The sequence below is a fragment of the Flavobacterium sp. KACC 22761 genome, assembly GCF_034058155.1.
In the GTDB taxonomy this organism is placed as follows: Bacteria; Bacteroidota; Bacteroidia; order Flavobacteriales; family Flavobacteriaceae; genus Flavobacterium.
The window spans coordinates 396,778-417,267 of record NZ_CP139148.1; the positions used below are offsets into that span (position 1 = coordinate 396,778).

The 20,490-nt window shown below is 33.9% G+C and carries 17 protein-coding genes; 12 read left to right on the plus strand and 5 right to left on the minus strand.

Features of this window, described 5'->3' with window-relative positions:
* Positions 1 to 78: 78 nt before the first annotated feature.
* The 5 genes from SCB73_RS01695 to SCB73_RS01715 all read left to right on the plus strand — a co-directional run bounded on the left by SCB73_RS01695 (position 79) and on the right by SCB73_RS01715 (position 6,045).
* Positions 79 to 456 carry a hypothetical protein gene (locus SCB73_RS01695; protein ID WP_320568458.1) on the plus strand — a complete coding sequence of 126 codons (378 nt, stop codon included), beginning with the start codon at positions 79 to 81 and terminating at the stop codon, positions 454 to 456.
* A gap of 86 nt (positions 457 to 542) precedes the next feature.
* Positions 543 to 2,702: a TonB-dependent receptor gene (locus SCB73_RS01700; RefSeq protein ID WP_320568459.1), complete on the plus strand. Its 2,160-nt coding sequence runs from the start codon at positions 543 to 545 to the stop codon at positions 2,700 to 2,702.
* A 91-nt stretch (positions 2,703 to 2,793) separates the two neighbouring features.
* Positions 2,794 to 4,392 carry a PepSY-associated TM helix domain-containing protein gene (locus SCB73_RS01705; protein ID WP_320568460.1) on the plus strand — a complete coding sequence of 533 codons (1,599 nt, stop codon included), beginning with the start codon at positions 2,794 to 2,796 and terminating at the stop codon, positions 4,390 to 4,392.
* A 100-nt stretch (positions 4,393 to 4,492) separates the two neighbouring features.
* Entirely contained in the window at positions 4,493 to 5,128 is a 636-nt protein-coding gene (locus SCB73_RS01710) for a DUF2306 domain-containing protein (RefSeq protein ID WP_320568461.1), read from the plus strand.
* The gene (locus SCB73_RS01715; protein WP_320568462.1) at positions 5,125 to 6,045 is read left to right on the plus strand and encodes a YARHG domain-containing protein; all 921 of its coding nucleotides are present in this window, start codon (positions 5,125 to 5,127) and stop codon (positions 6,043 to 6,045) included. The genes SCB73_RS01710 and SCB73_RS01715 overlap by 4 nt, the downstream gene beginning before the upstream one ends.
* 167 nt (positions 6,046 to 6,212) lie before the next feature.
* Here the strand turns inward: SCB73_RS01715 and SCB73_RS01720 are convergent, their stop codons facing one another.
* Positions 6,213 to 6,875, minus strand: coding sequence for a TrmH family RNA methyltransferase (locus tag SCB73_RS01720; RefSeq protein WP_132989655.1), 663 nt, complete (start codon positions 6,873 to 6,875; stop codon positions 6,213 to 6,215).
* Positions 6,868 to 7,503, minus strand: coding sequence for a hypothetical protein (locus tag SCB73_RS01725; protein WP_320568463.1), 636 nt, complete (start codon positions 7,501 to 7,503; stop codon positions 6,868 to 6,870). Before SCB73_RS01725 ends, SCB73_RS01720 begins: the two co-directional genes overlap by 8 nt.
* 194 nt (positions 7,504 to 7,697) lie before the next feature.
* Between SCB73_RS01725 and SCB73_RS01730 the strand changes: the two genes are divergently transcribed.
* From SCB73_RS01730 to SCB73_RS01745, 4 genes are all read left to right on the plus strand, one after another.
* A complete protein-coding gene (locus SCB73_RS01730) occupies positions 7,698 to 9,005 on the plus strand; it encodes a BNR repeat-containing protein (protein ID WP_320568464.1) in 1,308 nt (435 codons plus the stop codon).
* 14 nt (positions 9,006 to 9,019) lie between these two features.
* A complete protein-coding gene (locus SCB73_RS01735) occupies positions 9,020 to 9,709 on the plus strand; it encodes an SIR2 family NAD-dependent protein deacylase (RefSeq protein ID WP_320568465.1) in 690 nt (229 codons plus the stop codon).
* Between the two features lie 191 nt (positions 9,710 to 9,900).
* Positions 9,901 to 11,247, plus strand: coding sequence for an adenylosuccinate lyase (purB, locus tag SCB73_RS01740; protein WP_320568466.1), 1,347 nt, complete (start codon positions 9,901 to 9,903; stop codon positions 11,245 to 11,247).
* A gap of 240 nt (positions 11,248 to 11,487) precedes the next feature.
* A complete protein-coding gene (locus SCB73_RS01745; protein WP_320570065.1) occupies positions 11,488 to 13,719 on the plus strand; it encodes a cation:proton antiporter domain-containing protein in 2,232 nt (743 codons plus the stop codon).
* 153 nt (positions 13,720 to 13,872) lie between these two features.
* Here the strand turns inward: SCB73_RS01745 and SCB73_RS01750 are convergent, their stop codons facing one another.
* A complete protein-coding gene (locus tag SCB73_RS01750; protein ID WP_320568467.1) occupies positions 13,873 to 14,511 on the minus strand; it encodes a peroxiredoxin in 639 nt (212 codons plus the stop codon).
* Positions 14,512 to 14,623: 112 nt separating this feature from the next.
* Positions 14,624 to 15,535 (minus strand): AEC family transporter, encoded by a 912-nt coding sequence (locus tag SCB73_RS01755; protein WP_320568468.1) that lies wholly within the window; start codon positions 15,533 to 15,535, stop codon positions 14,624 to 14,626.
* 338 nt (positions 15,536 to 15,873) lie between these two features.
* Here SCB73_RS01755 and SCB73_RS01760 point away from each other — a divergent pair, with 338 nt between their 5' ends.
* The 3 genes from SCB73_RS01760 to meaB all read left to right on the plus strand — a co-directional run bounded on the left by SCB73_RS01760 (position 15,874) and on the right by meaB (position 18,386).
* Positions 15,874 to 16,281 (plus strand): RrF2 family transcriptional regulator, encoded by a 408-nt coding sequence (locus SCB73_RS01760; protein ID WP_320568469.1) that lies wholly within the window; start codon positions 15,874 to 15,876, stop codon positions 16,279 to 16,281.
* A 57-nt stretch (positions 16,282 to 16,338) separates the two neighbouring features.
* Positions 16,339 to 16,980, plus strand: coding sequence for an NAD(P)-dependent oxidoreductase (locus SCB73_RS01765; RefSeq protein ID WP_320568470.1), 642 nt, complete (start codon positions 16,339 to 16,341; stop codon positions 16,978 to 16,980).
* A gap of 308 nt (positions 16,981 to 17,288) precedes the next feature.
* Entirely contained in the window at positions 17,289 to 18,386 is a 1,098-nt protein-coding gene (gene meaB / locus SCB73_RS01770) for a methylmalonyl Co-A mutase-associated GTPase MeaB (protein ID WP_320568471.1), read from the plus strand.
* Positions 18,387 to 18,527: 141 nt separating this feature from the next.
* On the opposite strand, the gene SCB73_RS01775 is transcribed toward meaB, so the two are convergent.
* The gene (locus tag SCB73_RS01775) at positions 18,528 to 20,459 is read right to left on the minus strand and encodes an LTA synthase family protein (protein ID WP_320568472.1); all 1,932 of its coding nucleotides are present in this window, start codon (positions 20,457 to 20,459) and stop codon (positions 18,528 to 18,530) included.
* Positions 20,460 to 20,490: the final 31 nt, after the last annotated feature.

A 20,490-nucleotide genomic window follows, 5' to 3' on the forward strand; every position in this document is an offset into this window, starting at 1 on the left:
TAACATTAAATGACAGAAATCATTCTTGTAAATAATATTTAAAATGTATTTTTGCCCTCGAAAACAACGAAACATACTTTGAAACGACTTTTCGTCATATTTCTTTCCTGCATGCTATTAGTTCCTTCTTTTGGCAGTTTCTTTGTTTACACCTCATTCAAATTAAATCAGGAAGAAATTTCAAAAACAATCTGTGTGCAGCGCAAAATGGTTTTTAATACCTGTAACGGTCGTTGTGAACTTCAAAAAAGCTTAAAAAAATACGCTGACAACGAAAAAAGAATGCAAAACAATCTGAAAGAAAAAGCAGAAGTAGTTTACATTCAATCTTCAACTTTAAACAACTTTAAATTGACAGGGCCTATCGAATCAAAAGCAAAAATCTTTGCTTCATTCGATAAAAAACCTATTGCAATTGCAAATTCAATTTTTCACCCTCCATCCTATTTTATATAAATTTTAAAAGTCACAACTATAAGACTTACAGTTCATAGCTTATGGCTTATTGCCTATAGCTTATAGCTTAATTTATATAATTTAAAATGAAAAAAATATACTTTACCCTATTGATCATAGGGCAATGTGTTTTTGCGCAAAACAAAACAGCACAAGACACAACAAAATCGCATGAACTTGAAAATGTTTTTGTAACCGCTAATCGTACGGCAACTTTGAGAAAAGAAACTCCAGTTGCAATCAGTAAATTAACCGCCAAAACTATCAACGATGCCAAGGCTACAGCAGTTTACGAAATCATAAATAAAACTCCGGGTGTTTTGATGGTAAATCTAGGAAACGAACAACACATGATGTCTATTCGACAACCTATGACCACAAATGCCTATTATTTATATTTGGAAGACGGATTGCCAATTCGCCCGATGGGAATTTTCAATCACAATGCTTTATTAGAAATAAACCAATATAATTTACAAAGTATTGAAGTTGTAAAAGGTCCTGTTTCTTCATTATACGGGCCAGAAGCTGTTGGCGGAACTATCAATTTAATTTCGATAAAACCTCCTGTTGATCCTGAGTTTAAATTCGGAATTCAGGCTGATAATTATGGATACAGAAGATTCCAGGCGGCCGGCGGTGCAACAATTGGAAAAGTTGGTTTTCATATTGCAGGAATTTCAAGTTTGCAAAAAAATGGCTGGATGACCTATTCTGATTATAACAAAAATAATTTGAATGCGAGAATTGATTACAACATTTCTCCTTCTACCCGATTGATCAGTAATACCATGTACGGAAAATATTATTCAGATATGAGTGGCACGGTCAACGAAGACGATTTTAATAATAGAACTTATAAAAGCACTTCCGATTTCACTTATAGAAAATCTGACGCTTTACGAACTCGTTTAACATTAGAACACGATTGGAACGAAAATTCAAGCAGTTACATCAACGCATATTTGCGCGACAATAAATTAGGCCAAAATCCGTCATACGGAATCAAATGGAGTCCGACAGTAAATCCGACAACAGCCAAAGGTGAAGTAAATTCAAACAACTTCAAAAGTTATGGCGCAATTGGGCAACACACTCAAAAATTTGATTTCTTGAACACTAAAATTGTTGCTGGCGCTTTGTACGATTATTCTCCGGTAACTTATTGGTCGTATGTTATTGATTTAAAAGCCAATTTGAATCCGGGACAACCAGGAAAACAAACTGTAAATTCGTATGAAATCATTGCTGAACACCCTGATTCTAAACTTTCAGATTATACGGCAGATATTTTCAACACGGCCGGTTATGCACAAATCAGTTTTAACCCAATCGAAAAATTAGTTGTTACTGTTGGTGGCCGATATGACAATATGAAAGTGAATTATGACAATGCTATTGACCTTTCTACAGGAAGCAAAGTTTATGACAAATTTACTTTTAAGGCTGGAGCAAATTACAATCCATTTGAATTTGCTGGTTTTTACGGCAATTACTCTCAAGGTTTTGCACCTCCGGGAATTACTTCCATTTTTAGAGCTAAACCGGGAACTGGAGGAACATCGGGCGTTCCTGCCGAGTTTTATTACAACCTTAAACCAGCAGATTTCGACAATTATGAAGTTGGCGGATGGCTATCATTCTTCCAAAACAAATTAAATTTTGATTATGCTTTTTATTATATGGAAGGCAAAAATGAGTTGCTAAACATCAAACTTACAGACAATTCAACCGATTATCGCTCGGCTGGAGAAACCCGTCACAAAGGAATTGAGTTTGGCGCTTCGTACAGACCGTCAAAACAATTCAACATTCGTCTTGGTGGCACTTATGCACAACATACTTATATCGATTTTAAACTTTCGGACAAACCATCAGATCCGATTCAGGATTTAAACGGAAAAGAAATGCCTTCAGCTCCAAAATGGTCAGGGAATTCAGAAGTAAGTTATTATCCAAACTGGCTTCCAAATCTAAGAACTTCAATCGAATGGCAACTCGTAGGAAGTTATTATCAAGATCAAATCAATACGGTAAAATACGATGGCTACAATATTTTCAATGCTAGAATTGGTTACCAATGGAAAAAAATTGAGATTTATGGAAACGTACTAAATCTTACTGACAAATTATACGCTTACAATGTTACAAGAACCAATGTTGCCAATGCTCAGCCTACTTATACTGCTGCCGCACCAAGAACTTTTGTATTCGGAATTCAATATAATTTTTCATTAAAAAAATAATATTTAGCCACAGATTTTAAGGATTAAAAAGATTTCCTAATGATAAAAATCCGTTTAATCCGTGAAATCTGTGGCCAAAAAAAAGCAAGCAATGAGTAAAGAAACAAACAATAAATCTTCTAAAAAGAAAGATTCAAAATTCATCAAAAAAGTCAAACAAAACATGTACAAATGGCATCGTGTTATTGGGTTGATTACAATTATCCCGGTAATTTTCTGGACATTTTCTGGTTTAATGCATCCCTTTATGGCGCATTTTTTCAAACCCGAAATTGCTCACGATAAAATCGAACAGCAAATTATTGACAAAAGCCAATTGCATTATTCTATTCAGGAAGTTTTGCTGAAAAATGAAATATCGCAATTCAAAAATTTCAGAATCGTTACTTTTAATAATGCAACTTATTATCAGGTAAAAACCATTTTTGGCGAGCTTTGGTATTACGATGCTTCCACAGCCAAAAAACTAGAAAATGGAGATCAAAAATATGCCGAATGGCTTTCGCGTTATTTCTTAGACGATCAAAAAAGTCCTTTAAAAAACAGCGAAGTTGTAACCGAATTTACGTCGCAATACAAATATGTGAATCGGTATTTACCGGTTTACAAATTAAGTTTCGACCGTCCAGATACCATGCAAGTTTATGTCGAAACTTCATCGAGCAAATTGGCAACTTACAATCCAATTTCTCGACAAGCTTTCATCTGGTTTTTCGACACTTTCCACAATTGGTCTTTTATCGATGCCATAAGTAACAATAGTGTCCGAATTATTACGATGATTTTCTTACTGTCAATTATTGGATTTTCTGCTTTGAGCGGTATTTTAATTTATGGATTGCTTTGGAAACAATTCAAAAAAACGGATAGTTTAGCGCCAAAAAAAGGTTTGAGAAAATACCATCGCCAAATTGGAATTTGGATTTCACTTTTCACTTTGACTTTCACCTTCAGCGGTGCATACCATGCAACAATAAAATGGGCGCCTTATACTTTGTCGCAAATGGTTTATGAACCAACTTTTGTGACCAAAGAAATCCCTGGCGCAAATAACAATCTAAATTTAGATTGGAATCGTTTTCAAAACATCAGTTTAATTACGCTAAATGACACTACATATTACAGATGTCAATTGCTTGAAAAAGACACTAAAAAATTTAAAATGCCAAAATCAGATTCGAAATGGAATAAAAAAGACGAATCAAAATCTGAGGTGATTTACATAAATGCCACAACAAATAAAATAGCACCAAATCTAGATTTGGAATATGCTCAATTTTTAGCATATTATTTTACAGATGGAGCGCCAAAAGCTTCATGTTGCGAAATGATCGATACATCAGAAGATGATTCTCAACCCTCATTCGAAAATATAAAATTGCTTGAATCAAAAGTTTTAACCGATTTTGATAGTAGAGAATACGGCTTTGTAAACAAAAGACTTCCGGTTGTAAAATTGGCTTATGACACACCTCAAAAAACGACTTATTTTATTGAAACCTCAACCTCAAGATTAGCCGGAGTCGTTACTAATTCAGATCGAGTTGAGGGTTATTCATTTGCCATTTTGCATAAATTTTTGTTTATGGATTGGGCTGGAAAAAACATTCGCGATTTAGCAACAATTTTGGCAACGCTTTCAATTTTAATTGTCAGCATTTTAGGCTTTATTCTTTTCTTGAAAAAATAGTTGAAAGATGCTAAGGTTCTAAGATTATAAGACGCTAAGTTTTTATTTTCTTAGAATCTTTTTCTAAATTTGATTATCAAATAACCTCTTGAAAATAAAATTGAAAAAATACTTAAAGCTTTCGTTCCCATTTTTAATGACATTGTGCTTTAGCTATTTTTTCATATTGATGATTCAAATTACTTGGCAATATGTTCCGTTTAGGAATGATGTCGCTTTTCTTCAAATAAAACAAACTGAGGTTTCAGAAATCCCGTTTTATCTTTTTTTCTTTTATGCTCACGTGTATTCTGCGATTTTTGTTTTGCTTGGCGGATTTACACAATTCAATTCCAATTTATTACAGAAAAGGTCAATTATTCACAGAAACATCGGAAAATTATATGTTTTCACGATTCTTTTTTTAAGCGCTCCGTCAGGATTGTTTATTGGTGTTTTTGCAAACGGTGGTTTTTATTCTAAAATATCTTTTGTGACGTTATCCATTTTATGGTTTTACTTCACTTTGAAAGGTCTTCTGGCTGTAAAAAAGAAAAACATACCGCTTCACAAAGCATTTATGTACCGAAGTTTTGCATTAACATTTTCTGCCGTCACACTCCGCTTTTGGAAGGTTTTTCTTGTATATTTGTTTCAGCCTTCGCCAATGGATGTTTATCAAATAATAGCCTGGATCGGCTGGATTCCGAATTTATTAATTGTTGAATTTTATCTTTATAACCAATCCAAAAAATGAAAAACCTTCTTTATTTAGTAGCAGCCATTTTGCTTTTTTCTTGTAATTCAAAAGAGAAAAAAATGACCCAAAACGAAAACATAAATAATGAAGGAAAAGAATTATATACTCATCTATACGCTTCATGGGTAGGAATTTTTAATATTGAAGAACGAGATACCACAAAACTCTATATTGAAGAACCAACTTTAATTAATATTTTAATCAAAAAAATTACAGAATCAGAAGTTACTGGTCAAAGAATTATAGCGGGAAAAAGCAGGCCTTTAAAAGGATCTGTGAGAAGAACTGGAAATACTTTTTACTTTACACTAAAAGAACCAGGAGATGATAAAAATGATGGTACGTATAATTTTGAAATAAAAAATGACTCTATTTTAGTTGGAACTTGGACAGCTAATGATCCTAAAAAAGAAGTTACTAAAAGAAGTTATACTCTTAGTAAAAAAGTGTTCAAATACGACCCAAACGTAATGTTGCCTGAAGAAATCTATGTCGATTTTCAAAATCCAAAAGAACCACAAACAAAAATTGCTGAAACTGTAAAAGAGGAAAAAGCAGAAAAAGACACGCTATCTGATAATGATGAAGACGAAATGGAAAATGATGGAAAATTGTACAGAACTGCCTCAGATATTGTATATACCATAAATTCTTCAACAACAAAACTAAAAGAAAGCCAACTTAAAAATTTAAAGAAAATTGAATTGGAAATTCTACGAAATACCATTTTTGCGAGACACGGATTTGCATTCAAATCGAAAACCATTCGTCAGTTTTTTGATTATGTAGATTGGTACATCCCTCTTTTCAACAATGTTGACGATAAATTAACCGAAACTGAAAGACAAAACATCACAATATTAAAACGTTTTGAAAAATACGCCGAAGATAATTACGATACTTTTGGGAGATAGTTTTTTTTTAAGTTTCTAAGATACTAAGACGCTAAGATTCTAAGATTTTGCACATTGTTTTATAAAAAAAACTGAGCTAGACACACTTTGGAGTTTTTAGCTCAGTTTTTTTAGATCTAACAACTTAGCATCTTAGAACCTTAGTATCTCAGAAGCTTCAAAAAAATTTATCTCGGATTATCTTGATAATAACGTGCTTCGATTCTTTTAATGTCTCGAATTGAATTTTTAGCCCAATCTAAACGTTTTACCAAAATTTCTTCTTCTGATAATTGCCACTTAACGTCAGATCTTCTAAGTCTGTTGGTCAAATTCTGAATAACAATTGCGGCAGAAACGGAAATATTTAAACTTTCCGTAAAACCAACCATTGGTATTTTTAAGAAACCATCGGCATTGTCCATGATTTCTTGTGACAAACCTTCTTTCTCTGTTCCAAAAAATAAAGCGCTTGGTTTTGAAATATCGAAATCTTCCAACATCGAATCTTTTTCATGTGGTGTTGTAGCAATGATTTGGTATCCTTTGCTTTTTAAATCAGAAAGGCATCCTGAAACCGAATCAAATCGGTTGATATCTACCCATTTTTGTGCACCAAGCGCAATTTCTTTGTCGATTCTTTTTCCGAAACGCTGTTCGATTACGTTTAATTCCTGAATCCCGAAAACTTCGCAGCTTCGCATTACCGCGCTTGTATTATGCATTTGGAAAACATCTTCTACAGCAACTGTAAAATGTTTGGTACGGTTTCCTAATACTTCCAAAAACCTTTCTTTACGGTTGTCTGTTAATATATTTTCAAGGAATGCGAGGTAATCTAAATCAATCATTATTTGTTTTTTTATTGTCAAGTATATTTTTAATCACATTATATAATACAAAAGTATTCCAATCTTTCTTAAAAGAATAGCCCCGATTAAAATCTAGAGCATTTTCTTTAGAATAAATCGAAATATAAGAACTGTATTTTCTTAATGCAACATCGCTCCACGGAATTAATTTTTTCTCTTGTTTCAAAAGTTTTGAAATTGAAATAATTACTCCTTCAGGATTAATATTCACCTCACCAATAGTAAAAGATTCACCAGCTTCAAATTCTTTTACAAAAGAATCAACTTGTTTTGCAAAATATAAATCCCAAACCGCATTAATTATTTTTGCATAAAGCTGATGTGTCTGATGCTTTTTTATCCCTAAATAACTTTTGATTTTAATCTTTAGAATTTCATCATTAAAATTCTTGATCAATATTTCGTATTCTCTTCCAAAGACAAAACGATATTGATAAAAAGTCACTCCAAAACAAAATTCTTTTATTTCATCTGCATTAAAAGATGTAAAACCATTGTTAGCCAAATCCTTATCTTCAAATTTGATAAAATCAGGATGAAGATGTAGATCTCGCTCATAATTATCCAATAAGCTTCTTTTGATTTTTAATTGTAGTTCTGTTCCCAAATAAATAAGATTTTATATTGGCTAAAAATAAGTATTTAGTTCAATATTTTATTTCCAACATGAAATTAAATTCGGCAAACCAACAAGCCGAAACTGGTAGGATTGAAGCTCTCTTTATATTCAAATCAGCTATTTTTACTGATTCGGGACATAATTCCCTTTCACATTAACTGCTATCAAAAACCAACCTTTTAATGAAACCGCATTTTTATAAAATCCTTTTTTTTCTTTTTTTCACTTCATATAACTGCGTCGCGCAACAAAACGTAGAAATTCCAATAGGAAACGGTTGGAGCAGCAATTCTGTAAATACCGTAAAATTTAGAAAAAATGCCTTGACGACTTTTAAAAACGTTCAATTTATAGCTTATTACGATAATGATGGCGCAGTGATTTTAGGCAAAAGAAAACTGAATTCAACTCATTGGGAAATTGTAAAAACACCTTATACCGGAAATGTAAAAGATGCACACAATACAATCAGTATTGCGATTGACGGTGACGGATATTTGCACATCAGCTGGGATCATCATGACACCAAACTTCGATATGCAAAAAGCAAATTGCCTTTAAGTTTAGATTTAGGCAAAGAAGAATCAATGACCGGAATTGCAGAACAAAAAGTAACTTATCCCGAATTTCACAATCTGCTAAACGGAAATTTAGTATTCTTTTATCGCTCTGGCGCTTCAGGACGAGGGAATATGATCATCAATTTATATTCGGTAAAAGACAAAAAATGGTCGCAACTGCAAAGCGATTTATTAAACGGCGAAGAGCAAAGAAGCGCTTATTGGCAGGCCAAAGTGGATCAAAAAGGAACGATTCATCTTTCATGGACTTGGAGAGAAAGTTGGGATGTTTCAGCCAACCACGATATTTGTTATGCGCGTTCAAAAGACGGCGGTTTGACTTGGGAAAAATCAAACGGAGAAAAATACAATTTGCCTATAACAGTTACATCGGCAGAAATTGCTTGGAAAATCCCTGAAAAATCAAGCTTGATCAACCAAACCTCAATGACTACAGATGAAAACGGAAGTCCATATATCGCCAATTATTGGAGTGAAAATAATATTCCGCAATTTCAAATTGTGTATTTGGAAAACGGAATTTGGAAAAAATCAAATACGGCTTTTAGAAAAACTTCTTTTTATTTAGGCGGTGGCGGAACGAAAAAAATCCCAATTTCCAGACCTGATTTATTGATCAAAGAAGAAGGGAAAAAACGCTATTTGTATCTTCTATTCAGAGATGCTGAAAGAGAAAACAAAGTTTCAGCGGCTTACACCAATTTAGGCGAAAACAATCCTTGGAAAGTAAGCGACTTAACCTCAACATCTATTGGTGAATGGGAACCCAATTATGATATTTCGCTTTGGGAAAAACAAAAAAAACTTCATATCTTTCTTCAAAATGTAAATCAAGTTGATGGTGAAGGTTTAGCCAAATCAGAACCAACAATGGTCAGAGTTTTGGAAGTGAACCAACTGCCTAAATAATAGAATTTAAGAAAATGAAAAAGAAACTTGTAGTCTTGACTGGAGCCGGAATTAGTGCTGAAAGTGGTATCAAAACGTTTCGCGACAGCGATGGTTTATGGGAAGGTCATGACGTTATGGAAGTTGCAACTCCCGAAGGCTGGCATAAAAATCAGGAATTGGTTTTGGATTTTTACAACAAAAGACGCCAGCAATTAAAAGAGGTAAAACCAAATTTAGGTCACATCATTTTAGCCGAATTAGAAAAAGATTTCGACGTTCATGTTATTACTCAAAATGTTGACGACTTGCACGAACGTGCTGGAAGTACAAAGGTTTTGCACTTGCACGGCGAATTATTAAAAGTTCGAAGTGTTCAAAACAAAAACCTAATTTTAGATTGGACCGAAGATTTGCATACAGGTGATCTTGATAAAAACGGACATCAATTAAGACCCCATATTGTTTGGTTTGGTGAAGAAGTTCCAGCTCTTGAAGAAGCAATTGATATAACTGAAACAGCAGATTATTTTGCGGTAATTGGAACTTCGTTGCAAGTTTATCCTGCGGCGGGTTTAATTTCTTATACACCAAGTACAACTCCTGTTTTTTATATTGATCCAAAACCAATTGCGATTCCGAATCTCAGAAACAAAGTGGAAACGATTGCCAAATTTGCTTCAGAAGGAGTTGCCGATTTGCGAGAAAAATTAAAATCGATTTAAAAACACGAATTTGACGAATTAACACGAATCTTTTGTGGAAGCTCTAAGTATTAAGAAAAATCCGTGTTAATTCGTGAAATTTGTATTTTGTCTTCTTTTTTCCTTTTTTTAATGCATTCAATTGACTTTCTGATTACTTTAAATCCGCAAATTCTGTTTATATTTGCACCTTTCGAAAAAACAACATAACAATGACTACTCTAAACGAATTGAATGCTATATCACCTATAGATGGGAGATATAGAAATAAAACTCAAAATTTAGCACCTTTTTTCTCTGAAGAAGCTCTAATAAAATACCGTGTTTTGGTTGAAGTGGAATACTTTATTTCTTTATGCGAAATTCCGTTGCCACAACTAAAAGGTATTGATTCAAGTTTATTTGAAAGCTTAAGAAACATCTACAAAAATTTCTCAACTGAAGATGCGCTTTGGATTAAAGAAACTGAAAAAGTAACCAACCACGACGTAAAAGCGGTTGAATATTTTATCAAGGATGCTTTTGAAAAACTAGGTTTGTCTCAATACAAAGAGTTCATTCACTTCGGATTAACTTCTCAAGATATAAACAACACTGCGATTCCGCTTTCTACAAAAGAAGCTTTTGAGCAGGTTTATATGCCTTCATTAATTGCTTTGATTTCTAAATTGAAAGAATTAAGCGTTGAATGGAAAGACATTCCGATGTTGGCACGCACGCACGGACAACCTGCTTCTCCTACTCGTTTAGGAAAAGAGATTTTGGTTTTTGTTGAGCGTTTAGAAGAGCAAATGCGTTTGTTGTTCAATGTTCCTTTTGCTGCTAAATTTGGTGGTGCAACTGGAAATTTCAATGCGCATCATGTGGCATATCCGCAAATTGACTGGAAACAATTCGGGACTAAATTTGTTGAAACTAGTTTAGGATTACAACATTCATTCCCAACAACTCAAATCGAGCATTACGATCATTTTGCAGCATTTTTTGATGGTTTGAAAAGAATCAACAATATCATTATCGATTTAGATCGTGATATCTGGACGTATGTTTCAATGGATTATTTCAAACAAAAAATCAAAGCTGGAGAAATTGGATCTTCTGCGATGCCACATAAAGTAAATCCTATTGATTTTGAAAACTCTGAAGGAAACTTAGGAATTGCAAATGCTATTTTCGAACATTTGGCTGCTAAATTGCCTATTTCAAGATTACAGCGTGATTTGACTGACAGTACCGTTTTAAGAAATGTTGGTGTCCCTGTTGGACACACCATAATTGCTTTTGAAGCTACTTTAAAAGGTCTGAATAAACTACTTTTAAACGAAAGCAAATTTGCTGAAGATTTAGAGAAGAACTGGGCTGTTGTTGCTGAAGCGATTCAGACTATTTTACGTCGTGAGGCATATCCAAATCCTTATGAAGCTTTGAAAGGTTTGACAAGAACCAATGAAGCAATCGACAAAAACGCAATTCATAATTTTATTGCAACTTTAGAAGTTTCTGATAGTATTAGAGCAGAATTATTAGCTATAACTCCTAGCAATTACACAGGAATTTAAAGAAAACCTAAAATATTTTCCCAAAAAAAAGCTATCTTTATCGAGATAGCTTTTTTTATTTAACTCAGACTCTTTTTAGCCCAGATTGAAATGAAAAGCCTTTTGTGAAAAAAGCCATATTTTTTTGCAGGTACAGAGCGACCGGAGGAAGCTCCTGGAACTGCTTAAAAAATAGGCGTTTTTCACAAAAGCTTGAAATGGAAAGCTGGATTAGCTCCTGAAAAAAATACCACATTTTATATGATTGCATTAAACGCCGAAACCACCCACCATTTACAACCTTTAATCAGCGACTTGGGATTAATCCTGATGACTGCCGGAATTGCTGTGCTGATTTTCAAAAAAATGAAACAGCCTTTGGTTTTAGGGTATTTGATTGCAGGTTTTTTGGCTGGAAATCATTTTGACTTTTTCCCATCAATTACAGATATGAAAAGTGTCGAAGTTTGGGCGGAAATTGGTGTTATCTTTTTGCTTTTTAGCTTAGGTCTCGAATTTAGTTTTAAAAAATTGATGAAAGTGGGAGGCACTTCTTCCATCACCGCCATAACTCAAATCATGTTTATGACTTTGATTGGTTATTTGGTTGGCCAATGGATGGGCTGGGGAAAAATGGACAGTATTTTTCTTGGCGCAACGCTTTCGATTTCTTCTACAACTATTATTATTCGGGCTTTTGATGAATTGGGCGTTAAAGGAAAAAAATTCGTTGGGATTGTATTTGGCGCGCTGATTGTGGAAGATATTGTTGCGATTTTAATGCTCGTTTTATTGTCTACAATTGCCGTTAGTGACCAGGTTTCTGGAACGGCCTTATTACAATCGGTTTTAAAATTAGTTTTCTTTTTGATTATTTGGTTTTTAGGAGGGATCTTCATTATTCCGACGATATTGAAAAAGGCGAAACATTTATTGAGTGATGAAATGTTGCTTATTATTTCGCTTGCCTTATGTTTAATGATGGTAATGTTTGCCGCCAATGTTGGATTTTCGCCAGCATTAGGTGCTTTTATAATGGGTTCTATTATTGCCGAAACCACTCAGGCCGAAAAAATCGAGCATTTGATTCAGCCTGTAAAAGACTTATTTGGAGCGGTTTTCTTTGTATCGGTAGGAATGTTGATCAATCCCGTTACTTTGGTTGATTTTGCGCTTCCGGTTTTGATCATCACTTTGGTAACTGTTTTTGGAAAAGCATTCAGTTCTTCAATTGGAGCTTTGCTTTCTGGCCAGCCCTTAAAACAATCGGTGCAAACTGGAATGAGTTTGGCACAAATTGGTGAATTCTCTTTTATTATTGCGACGCTCGGGATGTCGTTGAAAGTGACAAGTGACTTTTTGTACCCAATAATTGTGGCTGTTTCAGCTGTAACAACATTTACAACGCCATTTTTAATTAAATACTCTGAAACTTTTGCCTTGTTTTTAGAATCAAAAATGCCAAAGAGATGGGTTAAAAACATTAATCGCTACAGTATGAACGCGCAAGCGATTAAATCGGTTAGCACTTGGCAAATTGTTTTGAGAGCTTCTGTGACACAAATTATTCTTCATACCATCATCATTACGGCAATCATATTATTATCATCAAAATTTGTGGCTCCGTTAGTGGCTGATACACGATTTGGAAATACGCTTGCCGCCTTAATTACTTTGGTTATTATTGCTCCTTTTTTATGGGCGCTTTCTTTGCGAAGAGTAAAAGTTGATGAAGTCGAAATTTTATGGGAAGAGCGAAAATACCGTGGCGCACTTTTAATGCTGATTTTAATCAGAATGAGCCTTGGTCTGTTTTTCGTTGGATTTTTATTGAATATTTTCTTCTCGCCTTTGGTTGCTTTTGTCGCGTTGATAATTGCTATTTGCGCCTACCAGATTTTCCCAAAAAAATTAAACGAGCAATATCATAAAATTGAAAATCACTTTCTGAAAAATCTTAATGATCGTGAGAACAAAAAAATCGACAGACGTTATGCTAATTTAATGCCATGGGATGGTCACATGTCGTTTTTTGATATTGGAAAAGAATCAAACTTGGCCGGAAAAACACTTGAAGAATTAAAAATTCGAGAGCAACTCGGAATTAATATTGCTGAAATAAAACGAGGCGATATTACCATTCCAATCCCAACGAAAAATGAGCGTTTATTTCCTGGTGACGAAATTTGTGTAATTGGCACTGATGCTCAAGTTACAGAATTTGCCAAATATTTAAATCAAAACGAAATTGAGCCTCCAACAGAAGTTCAAGAATCTGAAATTGTACTACGTCAGTTAGAGGTTTCTCAGGAAGAATTTATTCAAAAGAGTATTGGTCAGTTTAGAGGAAAAACCGGCGGTTTAGTCGTTGGTATCGAACGAAACGGAAACCGAATCCTGAACCCAGAATCACCTATTATTTTACAGAAAAATGATATTATCTGGGTTGTTGGCGACAAGAAAAAAATGAATGAGTTGATGAAAAGAAGCTAAGATTCTGAGACACTGAGATTCTAAGTTTTTTTAATATAAAAAGCGCTAAGATTTCAATTCATGAAATCTTAGCGCTTTTTTATTTGACAGAAGCTCAAAAAGTGCTGAGAATAAAACTTAGAATCTCAGCATCTTAGCAACTAAGTATCTTACTTATTTATTCGGCTGTGGAGTCAATCTCAAATAAGGTTTGATTGGCGTGTGTCCTTTTGGGAATTTTGCTGGAATATCGCTATCTGGAATTGCCGGAGCAATTACAACATCTTCTCCATCTTTCCAGTTTGCTGGAGTGGCAACACTGTAATTTGCAGTCAATTGCAAACTGTCAATTACACGAAGCAATTCGTCAAAATTTCTTCCTGTTGAAGCTGGGTAAGTCAATGTCAGTTTGATTTTTTTATCAGCGCCAATCACGAAAACCGAACGAACTGTAAATTTATCGCTTGCATTTGGGTGAAGCATATCGTATAAAGTTGCGATTTTTTTATCTTCATCAGCAATAATCGGGAAATTGACTTCTGTATTTTGAGTTTCGTTGATGTCTTTAATCCATTCTTTATGAGATTCTAAACCATCTACACTCAAAGCAATAACCTTTGTATTTCTTTTTGTAAATTCAGGAAGGTAATTCGCCACAGTTCCCAATTCAGTTGTACAAACCGGAGTAAAATCTGCTGGATGCGAAAATAAAACGCCCCATGAATCTCCTAAATATTCATGAAAATTGATTGGTCCTTGTGTGGTTTCTGCATGAAAATCTGGAGCTACATCTCCTAATCTTAATGTTGACATAATTTATATTTTTTAGTTCCAATAAAATTAACCAAAAAATACATTGAGAAAACATCCAAAAGGTAAAAAAAAGTTAAAATTCTACCTTATCGATATAATTACTATTTTACCCTTAAATAAAACTAAGAATGAAGTACCAAAAAGCAAGTGTCACAAAAGAAATTGGAATACCAAAACCAATCATCATACTGCTTAATTTCGGCTTTAATCCGTAAGTTGAGGCCAAGATTGCGCCAGTAATCATTGGCGCCATTGCAGTTTCCATTATGGTAATTTTTATAACTTCCGAATGTTGATTAAAAACAAAAACGTACAACACAAAAAGTACAAAAGGAACCAAGAGCAATTTAAAGAAAAGCCCAAGTCGCAAAAATTTCCAATGCTGGCTTTTTCGATCAAAAGTCAATTGCAAACCAACAGAAAGCAATGCTAAAGGCGTTACCAAACTTCCAATTTTCAGCAATACCGTTTGAAAATTTTCATTTAAATTATAATCAAAAATATTCATCAAGCACGCCAAAACAAACATTAAAAAAGGCGGAAACAAAATAATCTTTTTGAAAATCCCCAAAGCATTCGGGCTTCCTTTAGAATAAAACGCAGCTGTAAAAACACCAAGCGTAGAAACTACTACAAAAGTTCCCGGCTGATCTACCAAAACAGCAGTTTCCAAACCTTTTTTTCCAAATAATGCTTCAATAATTGGGTACCCAAGAAAAGAACTGTTGCTTAATCCAGCGGTTAAAATCAAACAGCCAATTAGTTTGTTGGACCAACCATTTCTTCTTCCTAAAAAATAAAAAAAAATAAAAGCCAAGATATAAGTAATCCACCCCGCTCCTATTGGAAAAAGTAATTCACTACTCCATTTTATTTTTGGAATATGGTATAAAGTAATTGCAGGAAGACAAAAATAGATGACAATCTTATTAAGTGTCTTATAAATATGAGTAGGAAATTGTTTTACGTGTTGTAAAATCAAGCCCAATGAAAGAAATAAAAATATTAGAAGAAAGTTGTTCATATCATAAGATCGAGACAAAAATAGTTATTTCTCTTTAGTGAAAAGTAATTAGTAAAAAGTAATTAGCTCTTTTTTGCAAATCATAACCACTCGTTTTCTTTTGTTAAACTTATAACACTTTGACAAGAATAATTTGCTAGTCACTTTTCACTAATTACCATTCACTAATTACTTTTTACTAATTACTTTTTACTAATTACTTTTTACTAATTACTTTTTACTAATTACTTTTTACTAATTACTTTTTACTAATCACTATCCACTCATTTCCAAAAGTTAGTTAAAATTTATTTTTGTATTGAAAAACTCCTTACATTTGTAACATATTTTATTACAGTATGCTTTCAGGTAAATTTGCCATAACGATTCACATTCTTACTTTGCTACATAAATTCCCAAATGATTATTTGTCTTCGGAATATATTGCGGGAAGTATGAACCTCAACCCTGTTTTGGTTAGAAAAGAGATTGCAAACCTAAAAGCGCATCATATTGTAGAAAGTAAAGAAGGGAAAAATGGCGGTACAAAATTGGCGGTAGATGCTGCAAAACTGACATTAAAAGAGATTTTCGAAATGACTTTTGAAACTATTGGTTTAGGTTATGCCAAAAATCAGCCAAATCCTGATTGTCCTGTTGGAAAAAAAATCAATCAGAATCTGGATGCATTATATGCACAAATGAATCAGAAAGTCAGTGCGCAATTAGAAACTATCTCTTTGGAAGATTTTTCGAACCAATTTTGAAACTATTTTTTTGACTTAAACTGTAACATTTTTTATTACTAAATAAATTTATATATTATGAAAATCGCACTTATTGGAGCTACAGGATTTGTAGGCTCAGCAATTTTAAACGAATTGGCAAGCAGAAAACATGAAATTACTGCAATTGCAAGAACACCAAAAGATACTGACAATGCAAAATGGATTGCAGCAGATATTTTTAATGCAGATGCTTTGGCAGAAATTTTAAAAGGACATGATGTTATCATCAATGCTTATAATCCAGGCTGGACAAATACAAATTACACCGCTGATTTCGAAAACGGATCAAAATCGATTCAGGAAGCTGCAAAAAAATCAGGTGTAAAACGTTTCATCACAATTGGAGGCGCTGGAAGCTTATATGTAGCGCCGGGCGTGCAGGCAGTTGATACTCCAGAATTTCCAAAAGAATATTACACAGCGGCTTCCGCTGCAAGAGATTATCTAAATGTTATTAAGGAAGAAAAAGAATTAGATTGGGCATTTTTTAGTCCAGCTCTTGAAATGCATCAGGGAATTACAACTGGAAGAACTGGAAAATACCGTTTAGGTTTAGAAAACCCAGTTTTTAACGATGATCAAAGAAGCATCTTATCTGTAGAAGATTTGGCGGTTGCTATTGCTGATGAAACAGAAAATCCAAAACATCATCAAGTAAGGTTTACTGCGGGATATTAATTTTTACGTTACTAAGTTTTTTTAGCCACAAATTACACTAATTTTCACTAATTATTTTTTTAATGAATGCTCCATGTCATCCTGAGCGAAGTCGAAGGACGCGCAATTAGCTCGACAAAGATTGCCGATTTTGATTGTGGAGCTTCTATCGTGTCCTTCGACTTCGCTCAGGATGACAAAAATGCGGCAACAAATTAGTGGAAATTAGTGTAATTGCTTCGCCTGTTCGCTATCGCTCGGGTCGTGGCAAACTAAATTTTTTGAAACTGTTTTTGTTTTCAGTACTTTTACGATACTAAAAAAGTATTTTGTCAAGTTTAAAGAAACAATCGAGTAGCTTAACTGAAAAAGCTGGAATTTCATCCCCTGAAATCACCAGTGCTTCTGCTATAAATGAAATTAAAAACAAACGCAGACAACAACCTTCAGCTTCTGAATTAATATCTGGAATTCTATCTGGAAATCGCACAGCTCTCAGCAGAGCAATTACCCTTATCGAAAGCACCAATCCTGAACATTTAGAAAAAGCAAACGAAATCATAAATGGATGTTTGGCTCATGCCAATAAATCAATCCGAATTGGGATTACTGGCGTTCCTGGTGTTGGAAAAAGTACTTTTATCGAAGCTTTTGGAAACTTTCTTACTAGTATTGGCAAAAAGGTGGCAGTTTTGGCAGTTGATCCAAGCAGTTCCATTTCACATGGAAGTATTTTGGGCGATAAAACCCGAATGGAAGAATTGGTTAAAAATGAAAGTGCTTTTATCAGACCGAGCGCTTCTGGAGACACGCTAGGTGGTGTTGCGCGAAAAACCCGTGAGTCAATAATTTTATGTGAAGCAGCTGGTTTTGACACCATCATTATCGAGACTGTTGGTGTTGGACAAAGCGAAACTGCTGTTCACAGTATGGTTGATTTTTTTCTTTTATTAAAAATTTCTGGCGCGGGCGATGAACTTCAAGGCATTAAACGAGGTATTATGGAAATGGCAGATGCCATCGTAATTAATAAAGCAGACGGAGATAATATCAAAAAAGCCAATCAGGCGAAATTGGAATTCAATCGTGCTTTGCATTTATTTCAGCCCAAAAAATCAAATTGGCAACCAACAGTTACCACTTGCAGTGCCATTACAAAAGATGGAATTTCAGAAGTCTGGAACACGATTTCTGATTATTTCGAAATGACAAAAAAAACCGGATTCTTTCAAGAAAAACGACATGATCAAAATCAGTTTTGGATGATGGAAACGATCAATGAACAATTAAAATCAAATTTCTATAATCAACCAGAAATTATTTCGCTTTTAGAACAAAATAAAAAAGCAGTGCAAAATGATGAAATTTCACCTTTTGCTGCTGCTTCTCTTTTATTAAAATTTTATTTTAAAAAAGACACTAAGTAGCTAAGATGCTAAGCTTCTAAGTTTTTCAACATTGTCAGTTCGATCGAAGTCGAGAACCGACAAAGCATTTCGACTTCGCTCAATGTGACAAACCAAATAACTTATTAAATTAAAAACCTAGAGCCTTAGCAACTTAGAATCTTAGCGCCTTAATTTGTATTTGCTTTCTTTATACAAATTTCCTGCTGTAATAACGTGAGCCAAAGCGTCTTTGGCTAAATCTTCATTTAATTTTACAGGAATTAAAGTCGTATCATTTTTGATTTCAAACTGTAGTGGTTTCAAATTTGGTTGCATAATAACAACCTGATTCTCTACTCTAAATGCGTTGATATCATTAAACTGCATGATTGATCTTCCTTGTACTTTCGGATCTAATTTTGTTAGATTTCTTCCAACCATTGGCGTTTCAAATGGAAGTCCTAAATAACCCAATAATGTTGGTGGAATATCTATCTGGCTTGCTAATCGGTCGTAAACGGCACCTTTTGCAACTCCAGGTCCCATGATAAATGCCGGAATATGGAATTTATTAATCGGAACAAGGTTTTTGCCGTATGTTCTTGTATTGTGATCGGCGATTACAATGAAAATCGTGTTTTTAAAATACGCTTCCTTTTTGGCCATTTCGAAGAATTTCCCAATTGAAAAATCAGCATATTTCATAGCGTTATTTACTGTTGCCGGCTTTTTATCATACGGTTTTATTCTTCCTGCAGGATATTCAAAAGGTTCGTGATTTGAAGTCGAAAACATTAAAGAGAAAAACGGCTTGTCTCCTTTTGATTTAAAATATTGATTGGCTTTAGTCACCAAATCTTCGTCAGAATAGCCCCAAGTTCCTTTGAAAGCATATTTATTTCCATCTGACTCAAAATCAGTTTGATCAACAATATCACTGAAACCATTTCCATTAAAAAACGAAGCCATATTGTCAAAATTGGCCATTCCGCCATAAATAAAACTCGTGTCGTAACCTTTTTGTTTTAAGGCATCGGCAAGTGTAAAAAAGCCTTGTTGCGAATTTCCAAGTCTCACAACACTCTCTGACGGAGAAGGCAAAAATCCTGTCACAACTGCCTCGATTCCGCGAACACTTCTGGTTCCTGTACAATACAAATTAGTGAATAAAGTACCTTCTTTTGATAACTTATCAAATTCGGGAGTCAATGGTTTTCCTCCTAAAATCCCAACATATTCTGCTCCTAAACTTTCTTGCAGAAAAATCACCAAATTATATGGTTTTTGCCTAGCTGAATCCGGTTGCTGCACGTGAAGAAACGGAATTTCAGGATCTGTAAAATCTTTTGGTCCGGCAATCATATATTTTTTTACACGTTCAATTGCTTCGGCTTCATCCATTTTTCCGTACATTTTTGTGTTTGCTTCATTCTTGATCGAATAAGCCGCAAACGCAACAGTATAAAAAGAATTTAAACCTAAGGTATTTGTTAATTGATCTGTCGAAAAAACAGCGTTACTGGCGTTAATTGGTCGTTTTGAAGTCAAGCTTGAACGTGCTCCAAAAAACAATAAAAAAGCCAATACAGGAAAAACGATCAATTTAAATTTGTAATCTGCCGTTGCGGTATGAAAATATTTTTTTCCTTTTTTTAAAGCCAAATAAAGAACGGCTCCCAAAATTAAGAACGCTACAATAATTGAAGTCAAATAACTTTTTAAAAGCATTCCGACCACTTCTTTTGGATAAATAAGATAATCCAAGAAAATCTTATTCGGGCGTGTATCGTATTGCTTTACAAAATCTGGTGATGCGATTTCTACAAAAAGAATCAAAAAAAGAAATAGAAAACTGTAAATGACCAGAAAGTTATTTGTGAATTTGATTGATTTGTTTGGCAAAAAAGTAATTAAAACTGCTGGCAGAAATGACAAATAGCAAAGCAATATCATGTCCATTCGAAGACCGATTGGAAAAATATACCAGAAATTTGGCGTTTCGACTACTCTTTCCTTAAATAGGAAAAATAAAAACAAACGGCTTAAAGTTGTAATCAGCAACCCAAATAGTATAAAATTAAAAATGGGTTTTAGGTAACTTAATTTTTTCATTAGAAGATTTGCATTTTTTTTTTGTTGAAAT